At 70.8% G+C, this 14729-nt stretch carries 16 protein-coding genes, 1 tRNA gene and 1 pseudogene; 11 read left to right on the plus strand and 7 right to left on the minus strand.

Going from position 1 to position 14729, the window contains the following annotated elements; genetic code table 11:
• Window positions 1–377: 377 nt before the first annotated feature.
• Together BGP03_RS08655 and BGP03_RS08660 are read left to right on the plus strand one after the other, a co-directional pair.
• Complete coding sequence (locus BGP03_RS08655; RefSeq protein WP_298799359.1) at window positions 378–752, plus strand: hypothetical protein; 375 nt, start codon at window positions 378–380, stop codon at window positions 750–752.
• A gap of 413 nt (window positions 753–1165) precedes the next feature.
• Entirely contained in the window at window positions 1166–1666 is a 501-nt protein-coding gene (locus BGP03_RS08660; protein WP_298799360.1) for a GNAT family N-acetyltransferase, read from the plus strand.
• A gap of 370 nt (window positions 1667–2036) precedes the next feature.
• Here BGP03_RS08660 and BGP03_RS08665 read toward each other — a convergent pair whose 3' ends face one another.
• The 3 genes from BGP03_RS08665 to BGP03_RS08675 form a co-directional block, all read right to left on the minus strand.
• Window positions 2037–2618: a GrpB family protein gene (locus BGP03_RS08665; RefSeq protein ID WP_298799361.1), complete on the minus strand. Its 582-nt coding sequence runs from the start codon at window positions 2616–2618 to the stop codon at window positions 2037–2039.
• Window positions 2619–3101: 483 nt separating this feature from the next.
• Window positions 3102–3620, minus strand: a complete 519-nt coding sequence (locus BGP03_RS08670) for a GNAT family N-acetyltransferase (protein WP_298799362.1) — start codon at window positions 3618–3620, stop codon at window positions 3102–3104.
• A complete protein-coding gene (locus BGP03_RS08675; protein WP_298799364.1) occupies window positions 3617–4402 on the minus strand; it encodes a GntR family transcriptional regulator in 786 nt (261 codons plus the stop codon). The genes BGP03_RS08670 and BGP03_RS08675 overlap by 4 nt, the downstream gene beginning before the upstream one ends.
• Window positions 4403–4527: 125 nt before the next feature.
• Here BGP03_RS08675 and BGP03_RS08680 point away from each other — a divergent pair, with 125 nt between their 5' ends.
• From BGP03_RS08680 to BGP03_RS08710, 7 genes are all read left to right on the plus strand, one after another.
• Window positions 4528–4959, plus strand: coding sequence for a plasmid replication, integration and excision activator (locus tag BGP03_RS08680; RefSeq protein WP_298799365.1), 432 nt, complete (start codon window positions 4528–4530; stop codon window positions 4957–4959).
• A 107-nt stretch (window positions 4960–5066) separates the two neighbouring features.
• Complete coding sequence (locus tag BGP03_RS08685; RefSeq protein ID WP_298799366.1) at window positions 5067–5468, plus strand: hypothetical protein; 402 nt, start codon at window positions 5067–5069, stop codon at window positions 5466–5468.
• Window positions 5465–5785 (plus strand): WhiB family transcriptional regulator, encoded by a 321-nt coding sequence (locus BGP03_RS08690; protein ID WP_298799367.1) that lies wholly within the window; start codon window positions 5465–5467, stop codon window positions 5783–5785. Before BGP03_RS08685 ends, BGP03_RS08690 begins: the two co-directional genes overlap by 4 nt.
• A 326-nt stretch (window positions 5786–6111) precedes the next feature.
• Window positions 6112–7698 carry an FtsK/SpoIIIE domain-containing protein gene (locus BGP03_RS08695; protein ID WP_298799368.1) on the plus strand — a complete coding sequence of 529 codons (1587 nt, stop codon included), beginning with the start codon at window positions 6112–6114 and terminating at the stop codon, window positions 7696–7698.
• A complete protein-coding gene (locus BGP03_RS08700) occupies window positions 7695–9389 on the plus strand; it encodes a replication initiator (protein ID WP_298799369.1) in 1695 nt (564 codons plus the stop codon). The genes BGP03_RS08695 and BGP03_RS08700 overlap by 4 nt, the downstream gene beginning before the upstream one ends.
• The gene (locus BGP03_RS08705) at window positions 9389–9604 is read left to right on the plus strand and encodes a helix-turn-helix domain-containing protein (protein WP_363093415.1); all 216 of its coding nucleotides are present in this window, start codon (window positions 9389–9391) and stop codon (window positions 9602–9604) included. Before BGP03_RS08700 ends, BGP03_RS08705 begins: the two co-directional genes overlap by 1 nt.
• On the plus strand, window positions 9604–10827 hold the full coding sequence (locus BGP03_RS08710; protein ID WP_298799370.1) for a site-specific integrase: 1224 nt from the start codon (window positions 9604–9606) through the stop codon (window positions 10825–10827). Before BGP03_RS08705 ends, BGP03_RS08710 begins: the two co-directional genes overlap by 1 nt.
• Window positions 10828–10902: 75 nt before the next feature.
• On the opposite strand, the gene BGP03_RS08715 is transcribed toward BGP03_RS08710, so the two are convergent.
• A tRNA-Ser gene (locus BGP03_RS08715) sits at window positions 10903–10990 on the minus strand.
• Window positions 10991–11524: 534 nt separating this feature from the next.
• Here BGP03_RS08715 and BGP03_RS08720 point away from each other — a divergent pair.
• Window positions 11525–11921, plus strand: a pseudogene (locus BGP03_RS08720) (ATP-binding cassette domain-containing protein); the annotation flags it as partial.
• On the opposite strand, the gene BGP03_RS08725 reads toward BGP03_RS08720, so the two are convergent.
• The 3 genes from BGP03_RS08725 to BGP03_RS08735 are packed head-to-tail and all read right to left on the minus strand — an operon-like array spanning window position 11914 to window position 13343.
• Window positions 11914–12336 (minus strand): NUDIX hydrolase, encoded by a 423-nt coding sequence (locus BGP03_RS08725; RefSeq protein WP_296374423.1) that lies wholly within the window; start codon window positions 12334–12336, stop codon window positions 11914–11916. The pseudogene BGP03_RS08720 and the gene BGP03_RS08725 overlap by 8 nt on opposite strands.
• A gap of 9 nt (window positions 12337–12345) precedes the next feature.
• Window positions 12346–12828, minus strand: a complete 483-nt coding sequence (locus BGP03_RS08730; RefSeq protein ID WP_296374421.1) for a nucleoside deaminase — start codon at window positions 12826–12828, stop codon at window positions 12346–12348.
• The gene (locus tag BGP03_RS08735; protein WP_296374419.1) at window positions 12825–13343 is read right to left on the minus strand and encodes a tRNA adenosine deaminase-associated protein; all 519 of its coding nucleotides are present in this window, start codon (window positions 13341–13343) and stop codon (window positions 12825–12827) included. The genes BGP03_RS08730 and BGP03_RS08735 overlap by 4 nt, the downstream gene beginning before the upstream one ends.
• Window positions 13344–13435: 92 nt before the next feature.
• Here BGP03_RS08735 and BGP03_RS08740 point away from each other — a divergent pair, with 92 nt between their 5' ends.
• Complete coding sequence (locus BGP03_RS08740) at window positions 13436–14641, plus strand: M20 family metallopeptidase (protein ID WP_296374418.1); 1206 nt, start codon at window positions 13436–13438, stop codon at window positions 14639–14641.
• Window positions 14642–14729 lie beyond the last annotated feature (88 nt).

A 14729-nucleotide genomic window follows, 5' to 3' on the forward strand; every position in this document is an offset into this window, starting at 1 on the left:
TCCTCCCACCGCGGGAAGCAGAAACGCCGGTCGGGTCCGTGGACCCTTCCGGCGCCTCTGTTGATCACATGGCGGTAGCGGTGGGATTTGAACCCACGGAGGCTTGCACCTCACACGCTTTCGAGGTCTGCCGGGCGGGGTCCGGGCAGGCCCGTGAGTGTCTGGACCTGCGCCCGCTCCCCCGGCTTGCACGCCGTGGACCTGCCCGAACGGTGGCGAATGAGACTCGAACTGAGACTGGCCCATGATCACCGCGTTCCGGTGGTCTCGCCCGACGGTCGAGCGAGACCACACGCTTTCCAAGTCTGGTGATGGCTGTTCGGGCGTGGCCGGTGTCATGCTCGCAGTGGTCATCGTGCAGGTCGAACGTGAAGCGAATGCCGGCGAACGAGTACGAACCAAAACTGGAACTGAGACTGGCTCACGCTTCAAGCGATGACGAGGCGACGTTGGACGGGCATAGTGTCGAGTCCGTGCTGCACATTCAGGACTACGAAGAGATCCTGGCAAGACTTGGTAGTGCGAGCAACGCCGAGGTTGCACAGGTCGTCCACTGGTATCGCGGCCGTCGGCGTGGCCCGCACGGCGACACGGCCGAGATCACGATCGAGCTGCTACGAGGGCCAGCAGGCTTCACGATCGAGGCCCGAACTGAAGACGGCCGACGGGCATCACCGGGCCAGCCTTCGTGGGACCTCGCCGCAGCGATCACGGCCACCGACTGGTCCGGCCTCGATGGCCCGATCACCTGACTGGCATGTGACGATCTGGTTGACCGGCTCGGCGGTGGCGGCTGCATGTGGCCGCAATGCGCCGCCGGTTTTACAGTGGGCTGTCAACCGGGCCTTGACCTGCGGCGATGCCGCGTCCACACCCGCCGCGTCCGTGCATAGTCCGCTGGCTTGTTCTTGCGCGTCCAACACCGGGTGCTGGTGGTGATCTCCTCGCGGCGCGGGTGGAACCCTTCCGGGCCGCGCGGTGGGGTGCAAGGCATGCAGTCCCGCCTTGTGCCCCACCGCGCGGTCCGGTAGCCCTTGGGCGCGCCGTGAGGAGATCACCACCCCGCCGCACTTCCCCGATCTCCGAGCGGTGTCGGGTGTGGGCGGAGCCCGCTGTTTTCCTCAGACCGGACGATGATGCTCCCGTGGCTCGTCGATCGACACCGATGCGTGGACAGCTGCGCGATGCCGCCAGTCATCACGATGTGCTGCCCGAGGGCCTGGTCCAGCGCCACGTAGCCGAGTCCGACGTCGAGCTGCTTGGGCGCCTGATGGCCGATGGCTACCGGGGCACCATGGATGACACAGGTGAGGATGACGCCTGGCATCACACGGAGGCTGCAGCAACCCTGCAGGGGCACTACGGTGCTGTCCTCTGGGATGCCAGCTTCGTCGCCGTCAATGGCCCGCAGCTCGCGGGAACCTGCCTGGTGACCGACGGCGGTTCTCACCTGCTGCTCGCGTTCGCGATCGTCGTCCCGGAGTGGCGGAACCGCGGTGTTGGTGCTGCGCTAATTGCTGAAAGTGCGCGCGCTCTCCTCGGTGCCTCGCACGTGGAGTGGACGCTCGCGGTCACCGATGACAACCCTGCCCGTCGGCTCTACGAGCGCCTGGGCTTCGTGCCGGACGAGTCGCTGCGCAGGACGTCACGAGACGCGGGCGCGTGACCATCGACGGGCGGGCCGGTCGGGCAGAGCTACGGTCGCCGCGTACACCTGCTGCTCGCGCTGATCTGGTCTCTTGGATCTGTGACGCCCTTCCGTGGAGGGGGCCGGGTAGGACGGACCGACGGCCGCACCCGGGCCGGAGGTAGAGGGGGTGGACGGCGGGCCGGCATAGCCGGCCCGCGCCGCCGGAGGCGGCGCCTTGATCCCATAGAGACAGATTCGGCAGCGTAGAAGTAGAACGGTGACAAGAACGGTGACGATGTGTCCGGTCGCCGTGTCGCTCACCGTGTCGGAGCGTACGGGGGCGTGCGCTCGTGATGCCTTCTAGCTGCCTCGACCCTGTCGATCTTGACGACGCCAGACTCGTATGTCATCCCGGATTGCCCGACTGGCGAGGGCGCGCCACCTGCCAGTCGACCAGATTCGCCCAGGACTCGGCGCGAGCCGTGATCGCCCCGATCAGCGCTCCCTTAGCGTCAGCGTAGGTGTTCATGTCTGACCACTCACGCCGAGCAAGCTCCCGCTTCAGCGCCGCATAGGCCTCACGATCCGCGGCGTTGAATCTGAGCCAATCCCTGAAGAGGAGGTGCCGCCGTTCCCAGTCACTGCCTTCCCGACAGATGTGGAGGTGTACGTCGCGGTCTGTCGTCCGAACCATCCGATGGCCTGGTTGACGGACGCGAAGGTGGTACCCGGCCCGCTCCAACGCAGGCAGGTAGGCGGACTCGTCGTCGGGGTTCTGCACGCTGATGTCGATGTCGATGATCGGTTTGGCATCGAGGCCAGGCACCGATGTCGAGCCAATGTGGTCGATCCGGCGAGCGGTCGGTCCCAGCGCCTCGGCGATCCGCTGACGCTCGGCTGCGAACCGAGCCGGCCAGCTCGGGCTATAGGCGACGATCACGATGTCGCGCTTCTCTATCCCACCGATCAACTCAATCTCGTCTGGCATGCTGACAAGGGTGCCGGATGCGCGATGCTGCAGCGCATGCGACCCGACACAGATCCACAAGGTCTTCCGGGAGACGAGGCAGGCCGCCTGATCCTGGGCCTGCGATGCGCGCGCTCACCAGCGGGAACGTCACCCGGCCCGGAGACGGCATGTACATCGGACCAGGTGGAGGGCTCTACACCGGCTCTACACCGGACTCCGCGGGGAATGTACACGGGGCCGTCTGGCACGCCCTACAGCGCCAACCAACCACCTCGCCTCACCTGGCGGTGTTCCTGCGCGAGAACGGCATGGAACGCCTCGCGGAGTTGCTCGAACGGCATCTCCGGTAGGGATCGCTAGGCCCTTGGCTGCTAGGCACGGCGCGGCCAACGTGGCTCCGGCTCCACTCCCCCCGCAGCTCAGACGTCCGTTGCCGTCCGGCTCGTCCGCAGCTTTAAGGGGCGATTGTTGCTCAGTTTGGCACTCACCGGCGGCCGCGAGCTATGCGGGGAAGTCGTAGACGATCGCGGGTTCGCTAAGTCCGTCGCTGTGGTTGTGGGAGATCGTGTCGAGCCGACGGGCGCCAAGGCGCTCGTAGAGACGGATGGCGGCCCGGTCCTTAGCCATGACGTCGAGCGCTACGGCACGGTGAAGCGAGCGGGCATACTCCATTGCGGCGCTCATGAGGAGCTGCGCGGCTCCGGCGCCGCGGTGGTCGGGGTCGACGAAGAGGCGGACGGGGACGACCAGGTCCGCGAGTGCGCCGCCGGTCTCGCGGCGCCAGACTTGTGCCGCCTCGTCGTCGGGTTCGGCGCTTGTCAGGGTCACCTGCCCGATTGGTTTCCCGGCGATCTCAGCTGTCCAACTGCGCAGCGCATGGGGGTGCTGCAGCCACGCCTCGGGGTCGGCAACGCCTTCGACCGGGTATCCGTCGACGGAATGGACGCGCACCAGTGACGCGGCGAGCGCGGGCAGGTCTGCGTCGTGGCGCAGACGGATGACGACGCGGTCGGCGGTCACTGCTCCTCCACTGGCATGTCGTAATCGAGCGCTGTGGAATCCGCACGCATCACGAAGTGGGTGACCTCGAACGGCAGCCGTGCGGCATCGATTCCGGTGTGCCACAGGTCTATTACCGGCACGCCGTCGGGGATCTGCATGCGCTCGGCTTCCTCTCGACTAGGCATCCGGGCGGAAATCTCCTCCCGGATGTAGGTGATCACATGTCCGCGTGCGCTGAACTGACCGTAGATGCCTTCCGGCCCCATGTCGGCCGAGTCGGCGAGCGGCGTGTCCTCGACGATGTGCCACGGTGCGAAGGTGATGCCCACCTGCACGGGTTCGCCGTCGGCGAAGTACCAGTTCTCACGGCGGACGATGGCGGCGCCGGGCTCGATGCCCAGCCTCGTGGCAACGTCAGGCGCCGCCTCGGCCCGCGTGATGGTGCTGTCGACGTGGGGTGCGCGGCCCTGGGCGATGGCTTCAGCGCCGAACGGACCCAGCTCACTGGAACTGCGCATCGCTGCGCTGTAGCGGCGGCGCCCGAAGCGCATCCAGCGCGGCCGGTCACGGACGAAGACACCTCGCCCGTGCTTGGCGATCACGAGTCCTTCGCGCCGCAGCTCTGCGATGGCTTCGCGTGCCGTGTTCCGCGCAGCGCCGTGTTCCGCAGCTAGCGCGCGCTCGGAGGGGATCTGGTCGCCGGGGCGGTACCGGCCGGCGGTGATTTCGTCGCGCAGCGCCCGCGCAATCGCACGGTAGTCGCCCAGCGAGGCGCGTGGCCGGGGTGTCGAGGTCGTCACGACGCCACTCTATCCGCACTGGCCTGAGCCAGTGCTTGACGTACTGGCTCAAGCCTGTTTGACTCACGTCACCTGGCTCAAGCCAGTTTGACACGGTCCGCAGGGCGGACCGAGAGGAGCCCACGATGGCGATCAACGGCAGGTTCAAGGTCAACCACGGGGACGTGTTTCCGCACGGCGCGTACGTCGTGGGGGAGGTGGAGCCGGTGCGGGATTTCGAGCGTTCGACCCGGGAGCGTCCGGTGCAGGCCACCGACAAGGAGTCGGGGTTGTTGGTGTGGTCGGTGTCGGTGCTCGACCCCGACCCGGATGCCCGCAAGGACGCCAAGACGGTGACGGTGAAGATCTCGGCCCCGCATCAGCCGGTGCCGCCGGAGGCGATCGCGGGGATGCCGTTTCGGCCGGTCGAGTTCGACGGGCTGACGGTCACGCCGTACCTCAACGAGAACGGCGGCCGCGCCCGCGTCGCGTACAGCTTCCGCGCGGCCGCGATGCGCGCCCCGCACGTCGGCGTGAGCAAGCCGGCGCCGCGCGTCAACTCCGGGGAGGCGGCCTGACCCTCCGCATAGCGGAGAGGAGCCCGTTCACAGCGGGCTCCTCTCCTGACCTTCACGCAACCCACGCCCTGGCAGGCAACCGAGTCCCGGAAGGACACCGACCCTAGATGAGTACGCCCCGAAACACCCTGACCACCACCGCAGACCCAATCGACCGGCCGCCGGTTGCGGATCGGGTCGCCGCCGCGACCGACGACTACAACCGACAGTTCCACGCCCTGGCCGCGACCCGGCCGGGCACCGACGCCGAGCGGGCCGAACGTGCGCAGCGGCTGTCGATGATCTGCGCCCGCACCGCGGGCTGGTGGCGCGTCCTGGCCACCCATTGCGACCCGGGTGTGCACGCGGTGTTCCGGCTCGCCGCGGTCGCTGCGGAGTGCCAGGAGCGCGACCGGGCCCGGTTCTGGCGCGACCTGGCCGCGGACTGGCAGGCCCGCGCCGAGCAGCGCCCCACCTCCGACGCCGCCGGCGCCCTGTCGAACTGGGCCGAGCTGGGGGTGACCACATGAACGCGACCACCACCACCACGACCACGTCCACCACCACCGCGACCGGCCAGGACTGGCGCCGCGACGCCATGTGCGCCGAGGTGGACCCGGAGGTTTTCTACCCGCTCGACCTCGACCCGATCGGCCCTGCCGTCACCGCCGCCCGCGGGATCTGCGCCGACTGCGTTGTGCGGCTGAACTGTCTGCTCGACGTGATGGCGGGGGAGGACCCGGCGCGTCGGTGGGGGATCACCGCCGGCCTGACCCCGGACGAGCGGGCCGCCGTGTTCGCCGGCCGCCGCAGCTCGTCGGCTCGGCCTGGGGCGGTGGCCGCGTGAGCGCCCGGACCCGTTCCCGCGTCAACGCCACCTTGACGGCCGGACGCTCGCCGCGGGTGGTGGAGAACACCGAGTTCGCCGCGTTCGGCCGCCGCATCCTCCGGGCGGCCGGGCGGCCGGGCGGCGCATCGCCGCCGGTGACGTCGAGGCCCTGCCCGACCTCGCCGCCCTGTCCGTGGACCTCGACGCCGCCATCGGCGACGCCGTGACCGGGCTCCGCGCGGCCGGCTACTCGTGGGGCGAGATCGCCTCCCGGCTCGGTGTCACCCGCCAGGCCGCACACCAGCGCTGGGCCAGCGGGCCGGCCACGAATCGGGGGTGGCGTGATGTCGACCGCGCAACTGGTCCTGCTCGTCCTCGTCGCGGGCGGCGCCCTGTGGGTGCTGCACAAGATCGGCAAGTGGTTGACCCAACTCCTGGAAGCCCTCGCCGCGATCGCGGTCGTGTTCGTCACGGCCTGGCTGCTGGTGAAGGGCACGTGGAAGCTCGGGCGCTGGATCGTGCGGCACTGGCGCACCAGCATCGGCACGACGCTCGTGCTCGGCTGGTGTTACCTGCTCGGCTGGCCCTCGCTGGCCGCCACCGTGGCGGCCGTCGCGCTCGGGATGCTCGGCTGGTGGTACCTCGGTCACGGCTCCTTCGAGCCGTGGGCCGGGCGCCGGCTGCGCGGGTGGTGGCTGCGCTGGATGGTCTACGCCCGCAAGATGCCCCACTGGCTGCGCGCCTGCGGCCTTACCGTGGCCGACCGGGACCCGGGCGTGCACGTGCAGGTCAACCCGTTTCGCCGCTCCGCGGTCCAACCGAAGGTGAAGCCCGGCGCCGGGCAGACCCCGCGCGTGGTCGGTGTCCGCTCCGGCGGGTCGTGGGATGAGGTCCGGGTGCGGCTGGTGGCGGGGCAGACCCCCGAGGACTTCGACCTCGCGGCCCGCTCGCTCGCGGTGGCGCGCGGGGTGGCGCGCTGTCAGGTCCGCGAGCTCGGCCCGAACCTGGTCTCGATCGACTACCAACGCCACGACCGACTCGCCACGGTCGTCGAGTGCCAACCCCTCGCCGCCCTGTGGGGAGTGCGCGGCGAGCACATCGACGTCCGCCGGGTGTGGTCCGGGCGCACCGAGTACGGCACGGACTGGTTCCAGGCCATCGAAGGCAGCCACACCCTCGTGGCCGGCTCCACCGGCGCGGGGAAGAACTCCTTCACCTGGTCGCCGATCATCTCCATGGCCCCGGCCATCCGCGACGGCCTCGTGCGCGTGTCCGCGATCGACCCCAAGGGCATGGAACTGGCCTACGGCCGGCGGGTGTTCCACCGCTACGCCTCCACCAGCACCGACGCGTTGGCGCTGCTCGACGACCTCATCGAAGGTATGACCGAGCGGAAGGAACGCTTCTCCACCCGCAAGCGGGTCGTGCCCATCTCGCGCGACAACCCGTTGGAGCTGGTCGAGTTCGACGAGATCGGCGCCCTGGTCCGCTACGTCGGAGACCGCAAAACGCGCGAAGCCATCATCGAACGCATCGCCCTGCTCACCACACAAGGTCGTGCGCTGGGCTACTCGGTGCGCGGGTATGTGCAGGAGCCGACCAAGGACACCGTCCCGGTCCGGGAACTGTTCCCGCGCCGCATCTGCCTGCGCGTCGCGTCCAAGGCCCACGTGTCGATGGTGCTCGGCGAGCACGCCTACGACCGCGGCGCCTGGGCCAACCGCATCGGCGAACACGAACCCGGGGTGGGCTACCTGTTCGGCGAAGGCATCCGCGAACCGCTGCGCGTGCGCTCCGCGTGGGTGCCCGACCAGACCATCAAGGCCCTCGAAGCGTTCGTCACCGCCGACCCCCTTCCCGGTATCGCCGGGCCGCTGCTCGCGCTGCCCGCCCCCCGCCCCGCGTTCCACCCTGCCGGAGGTCTCACATGAGCACAGACCACATCACCGACCCGGCGCCGCCGCCGGCCGGCACCACGGGGTGGATTGAGCAGGACCAGCTCACCCGCGCCCAAAAGGCCCTCCTCGCGCTCACCGGGGACGTCGCTCGCCAGCTCGCCGAGGAGCACGGCGTGTGCGTGCGCCCACTCGCGCTGCGCAGGATTGACCTCACCTCGGGGAAGGTCGACGTGGTCCCCGTCCCCTGCGGTGCCCGGCGGGAGGACCTGTGCAAGCCGTGTGCGGAGAAGAACCGGCGGTTGCGGATGGTGCAGTGCCGCGAAGGCTGGCACCTCGAGCACGAACCCATCGCCCGCCCGGCCGATCCCAGTTCCGCTCAGAAGGAGCTGATGGCTACGCGGGCGGACCTGCATGCCGCCTACCAGCTCGCCCGCCTGGCCGGCGACGAGGACGAGTGCGACCAGATCCGCGACGCGGTCGAGGTGGTGGACGGGCAGCTGCGCGGGCTCGGGGTGCGGGGCCGGCTCGAACCCCTCGACCCACCCGACCGGCCCGCCCGCAAACGCTCGACCCGCCGGCGGCAGGACGCGCCCAACCTGCCCCGCCGGCCGGTGGAGAAACGGACTCTCGGGCGGGTGTTCGGGGAGAAGTATCGGCCCTCGACCTTCCTGACGCTGACGCTCGACTCGTACGGGCGGGTGGACGGGGACGGGGCCGCGCTCGACCCGGACCGCTACGACTACCGCCGCGCCGCGCGGGACGCGATCCACTTCCCGGCCGTGCTCGACCGGTTCTGGCAGAACACCCGGCGTTGTGTCGGGTGGGAGGTGCAGTATTTCGGCACGATCGAGCCGCAACGCCGGGGTGCCCCGCACTTCCACGCCGCCATCCGAGGTTCGATCCCGCGCGCCGAGCTGCGCGCGATCGCGGCCGCGACCTATCACCAGGTGTGGTGGCCGGCGCACGACGAGATCCGCTACAGCGGGGACCGGGTGCCGCGCTGGGACGACCGCAGCAAGGGGTTCGTCGATCCCGATACCCGCACACCGTTGCCGACCTGGCAGGAGGCGACCGACCCGGCGAACCTGCCGGCGCCGGCGCACACGGTGCGGTTCGGGGCGCAGGTCCACGTGAAGGGCATCCTCGGGGGCACCGAGGAGGCCGGGCGGCACATCGGCTACCTCACCAAGTACCTGACCAAGGACGTCGCGCACGCCGCCGGCCTCGCCGACGACGCATCGGACCGGCAACGCCGCCACCGTGACCGGCTGGTCGCCGAGCTGCGGATCACGCCGTGCTCGCCGCGCTGCGGGGTGTGGCTGCTCTACGGCGTCCAACCCCAAGGCGCCCGCCTGGCCACCGTGCCGGGGGTGTGCAAGGGCAAGGCGCACATGCCTGAACACCTCGGTATCGCCGGCCGCCGCGTCCTGGTCTCGCGCAAGTGGTCGGGCAAGACCCTGGATGACCACCGGGCCGAGCGCGCGGCGTTCGTTCGGCAACTGCTCGACAAGGCTGGCGTGCGACCCGGCTACGCCGTGGATGACGGACCGTTCGAGTGGGAGAAGACCAAGCCCGGCGACCCCGACGTCCCTACCCGGCCCGCGCTGCTCCTGGCCGCCATCTCGGAGCGACAACGCTGGAAAGCCGACTACGACGCCGCGCAACTCGCGGCCGGCGACGACCCACCCGAGAACCGTTCGGCAACTACCGAGGAGGCAGCGTGATGGAGACCGGAACCGCACGGCCGTTACGAATCGTGCTCACGGTGGAGGAGGCGGCGGAACGCCTCGGAATTGGCCGGACGCTGATGTACGCACTGGTCACGGCCGGTGAGGTGGAATCGGTGCGGATCGGCAGGCTGCGGCGCGTCCCGACGGACGCACTGGACTCCTACGTCTTGCGGCTGCGCACGTGCCCGCACGGTCCGGAGGCAGCCTGATGACGCGCTCGCCGAACGGTGCGTCGAGCATCTACCTCGGGAAGGACGGGCACTGGCACGGGCGCGTCACGGTCGGGGTGAAGGACGACGGCCGGCCCGATCGGCGGCACGTCATGGGCACCCGGGCTGACGTGACGCGCAAGGTGCGCGAGCTGGAGAAGGGCCGCGACACCGGCACCGTTCGCAAGTCGGGTCCGACATGGACGGTCGAGAAGTGGCTCACGCACTGGGTCGAGAACATCGCGGCGCCCTTCGTTCGCGAGAACACGATCTCCGGATACCGCGTGGCCGTGAACGTGCACCTCATCCCGGGCATCGGGAAGCACCGCCTCGATCGGCTGGAACCCGAGCACCTGGAGAAGCTGTACGTCCGGATGATGGCGAACGGCAGCGCGGCGGCGACGGCGCATCAGGCTCACCGCACGCTGCGGACGGCGCTCAACGAGGCGGTGAAGCGGGGCCACCTCGCACGGAACCCGGCCACGTTGGCGAAGGCTCCGCGGCTGATCGAACACGAGATCGAGCCGTACTCCGTCGACGAGATCCGGCTCCTGCTGAAGACCGCGCTCGACGGACGAAACGGGGCGCGCTGGGCCGTCGCCCTCGCGCTCGGGCTTCGCCAGGGTGAAGCGCTCGGGTTGAAGTGGTCCGACGTCAACCTCGACGCCGGGTCGATGTTCGTCCGGCGTGGCCGGCTGCGTCCTCGGTGGCGTCATGGGTGCGGTGGCACCTGCGGCCGGAAGTACGCCGGCCACTGCCCGAAGCGCCAACCGGAGCGTGACGAGACGGCGGAGACCAAGTCCCGCGCCGGCCGGCGAGGCATCGGGCTACCGGCTGAGCTGGTGGAGCTCCTGCGGGCTCATCGGGTCGAGCAGGACCAGGAACGGGAGAAGGCGGCGCAGCTCTGGGTGGACGGCGGGTGGATGTTCGCCACTCCGACCGGAGGCCCGTTGAACCCGCGCACGGACTGGGACGACTGGAAGAAGCTGCTCGTCCGGGCCGGCGTACGGGATGGCCGGCTGCACGATGCCCGACACACCGCGGCGACGGTGTTGCTCCTGCTGGGCGTCCCGGAACGCGCGGTCATGGGCATCATGGGGTGGTCGCACACGGCGATGGCGGCTCGCTACCAGCACGTCACGTCGGCGATCCAACGTGACATCGCGTCGCGCGTCGGAGGACTGATCTGGCAGGTCAGCGACGGGTCCGCGGACGACGAATGAGACTACAACTGAGACTAGAAGCAGAAGCGCCGGTCGGGTCCGTGTGGACCGTTCCGGCGTTTCGGCTGTTCAGGTTGGCGGTAGCGGTGGGATTTGAACCCACGGAGGCTTGCACCTCACACGCTTTCGAGGCGTGCTCCTTCGGCCGCTCGGACACGCTACCGCGGACGAGCTTACCCGAGCCCTACGCCAGCCCACCGAGGGGGACGAAGCGCACCACCTGGGGTCGTGGTCGCCGGCCTGGTCGGCGAACTCGGCGTTGATCTGCACCACGTCGTACTGCGGGAACAGGATCGAGTGCGACGTCAGCGCGTGGTCCAGCGTCGGGGAGTTGTCGTCGAACCCGTAGCTGCAGCGCTCCCCCGGCGGCAGTGTGGTGATCAGGTCGACGAGGCCGCCGCGGCCGGTCAGGGGCGCGAGAGCCGGGGAGAACGGGACGTCGTCGAGGTCACCCAGCGCCACGATGCTCGCGGTCGGGTTCAGCCGCAGCACGCTGTCGACGAACCCGCGCAGCACCGTCGACTGGCGGGTACTCACCACCTGGCCGGCGTAGGGGGAGCCTCGTGGCGCCCCGCACGTCGTGGATGCGCAGCGGTTCCGCGGCGACGGCGGCGGGCGCCACGCCCACCTACAGCGCGAGCGCAGCCACGAGGACCAGCGGTCGACGGAACGTCACGGAAACTCCAGAAGGGACGACGAGCGCGCCCGCGAACTGCTGCACCGCGTGGGTCTCGACGACTTCGCCGGCGCCTACCCCGACCGGCTCTCGGGCGGGCGGCAGCAGCGGGTGGCGATCGCGCGGGCGCCGGCCGTGCGCCGCGGTTGCTGCTGCTCGACGAGATCACCTCGGCGCTGGACCCGGAGCTGGTGGGCGAGGTGCTCGCGATCGTCCGGGAGCTGGCCCGCGGTGGCATCACGATCCTCATGGCCACGCACGAGATGGGGTTCGCGAAGCAGGTGTCGGACCAGGTCTGCTCCCTCGACGCGGGGAGGATCCTGGAGCAGGGCCCGCCCGACCAGGTGCTGGGGCTCCCGCGGAGGAGCGCACGCAGCAGTTCCTGGCGCGGGTGGTGGCGGCGGGGCGGCTCAGCTGACGCCGGCGGCGGCCAGGCCGACGTCCACCAGGCTCGAGTGCGTGCGCCTGCGCACGTCGTCCAGGGGGACCCACTCGGCCATGTCCGTGCTGCCGTCCGTCTCGAAACGCAGCTCACCGCCCACGACCTGGCCGGTGTAGAGGATGCGTACGGCGTGCATGTCGATGGGCCGGCCCTCGTGGGCGTGCTTCCACTGCGCCGAGTCGACGCCGATGAGCGGGCCCAGCGAGATGACGTAACCAGTCTCCTCCATCACCTCACGGATGGCGGCCGCCTCGGGGTGCTCACCGTGGTCGATGCCACCGCCGGGCAGGGTCCACCGGCCGCTGCGCGCGAACCGGCTGAGCAGGATCGCACCTTCCCGCACGCACACCACGTAGGCGCCGACCCTGGTCTGCTCGAGAACACCATCCATCGCCGTACGTTAGCGCTGGTCGGCGAAGAACGATTCCATGAGCGCCGCGCACTCCCCCGCCAGGACGCCCGAGACCACCTCGGGGCGGTGGTTGAGCCGGCGGTCACGCAGCACGTCCCAGAGCGATCCGGCGGCGCCGGTCTTCGGCTCCCACGCGCCGAACACCACCCGGGACACCCGGGCGAGCCCGATCGCGCCGGCGCACATCGTGCACGGCTCGATCGTGACGGCCAGCGTGCAGCCCTCCAGCCGCCACTCGCCGAGCACCGCGGCCGCGGCGCGCAGCGCGAGGACCTCGGCGTGGGCGGTGGGGTCGCCGAAGGCCTCCCGGCCGTTGCAGGCGGCGGCCAGCTCGCGCCCCTCGGCGTCGACGACGACCGCCCCGATCGGCACGTCGCCGGTGCGCGGGGCGGCCGCGGCGATGTCCAGCGCGCGCCGGACGAGGACCTCGTCCGCATCACCGGGGACGGATCCGATACGTGCGGTCGTCACCGGATGTCGACGACCTTGGCCAGCGCATCGGCGAAACCGCAGCGGCGGCTGATGACGGCAAGCTGCTCGTCCGGGTAGAGCTCCACCTCGCCCGCGAGGACCTCGAGCTCATCGGCGGGCAGGCCCATGTCGGCGACGATCGCGAGATCGCCCTCGGGCCACGGCTCGTCGAGCGCGTCGTCGTCGGGGGGCAGCTCGACGCGCAGCAGGTCCAGCACGTCGGCGGCCACGTCGTAGTCCAGGGCGGCGACGGCGTCGGACACCATCAGCGACACCCCGCCGGGCGTGGGCCGCAGCAGCACGAAGAACTCGTCGTCGACGTCGAGCAGGCCCAGGACCGCCCCGGGCGACCGCAGGCCCCGCAGCTCGGTGATGGCCGTGTCGAGATCGAGCAGCGCGTCCGGGGTGAGGCGGACGCAGCGCCAGCGGCCCTCCTCCCGGATCGCCGCGACGGCGAACCCGGGCAGGGCCTGTTCCCGCACGCCTGCGGGGGCCGGGACGCTCTGCACCGCCATGACCCTACGGTAGGCCTCCGAACGACTGTGGTCCAAACCACAGCCGGAAGTTGACCCTCCCGATGCGTCCGGGAGATGTCAGGATCACCGGTATGCCGATGGACGGGGTCGCCCTGCGCACGGAGGCCCGGGCGCTGCAGCCCCGCACGGTCGCGCTGCGCCGGGCGCTGCACCGCTTCCCCGAGCTCGGCCTGGACCTCCCGCGTACCCGTGACGCCGTGATGGCCGCCCTGTCGGACCTGCCGCTGCAGGTGCACCTCGGGCACTCCGTCTCGTCGGTGGTCGCGGTGCTGGAGGGCCGCCGGCCGGGGCCCACCGTGCTGCTGCGCGGCGACATGGACGCCCTGCCGATGCAGGAGGACACCGGCCTGGAGTACGCCTCCGCCGTGGCCGGGGCGATGCACGCGTGCGGCCACGACACCCACGTCGCCATGCTCGCCTCCGCCGCGCGCCTGCTGGCCGGGCGCCGCGACGCGTTCGCCGGGCGGGTGCTGTTCATGTTCCAGCCCGGCGAGGAGGGGCACCACGGCGCCCGCTACATGATCGACGAGGGCCTGCTCGACCGCACCGGCCCCGCCGGGCGCCCCGACGCCGCGTTCGCGCTACACATCTCCTCGACGGTGCCCAGCGGCGAGATCCACACCCGACCGGGGCCGGTGATGGCCGCGGCGGACGTGGTCCGGGTGACGGTCCGGGGCCGCGGCGGCCACGCGTCCGCCCCGCACGACGCGCTCGACCCGGTGCCGGCCACCGCCGCCATGGTCGGCGCGCTGCAGACCGCCCTCACCCGCCGCATCGACGCGCACCACCCCGCCGTGCTGACGATCGCGCACATCTCGGCGGGCACCACCGACAACGTCATCCCGGAGACGGCGTTCATGGAGGGCACCCTGCGCACCCTGTCGGAGGCCACCCGCACCCAGATGCACGAGGAGATCCACCGCGTCTGCCGGCACACCGCGCTGGCCCACGGGTGCACCGCCGACGTCGTCATCGACGCCGGGTACCCGGTCACCGTCAACGACCCGGGAGCGGCGGAACGGCTGGAGGCCGTCACCGACGCGACGCTGGGCCCGGGCCGCACGATGTCGATGGCCACGCCGATCATGGGTGCCGAGGACTTCTCCTACGTGCTGGCCGAGGTGCCCGGGGCGCTGGCGTTCCTGGGCGGCTGCCCGCCCGGGGTCCGGCCCCACGACGCGGCCCCGAACCACTCGAACCGGGTGATCTTCGACGAGGCGGCGATGGCGTCCGGGGTGGCGGTGTACGCGGGCCTGGCCCTGGACGCCCTGGCCTGACGTGCGCTGACGCGCCCGTGCGCGGAAATCGGTGCCGGAGCACTGACAACCGCTCACGACCCCGGGGGGGTGTCTCTATGTCGTTGTC

The sequence above is a fragment of the Pseudonocardia sp. 73-21 genome (genome assembly GCF_001899645.1).
Lineage (GTDB): Bacteria > Actinomycetota > Actinomycetes > Mycobacteriales > Pseudonocardiaceae > Pseudonocardia.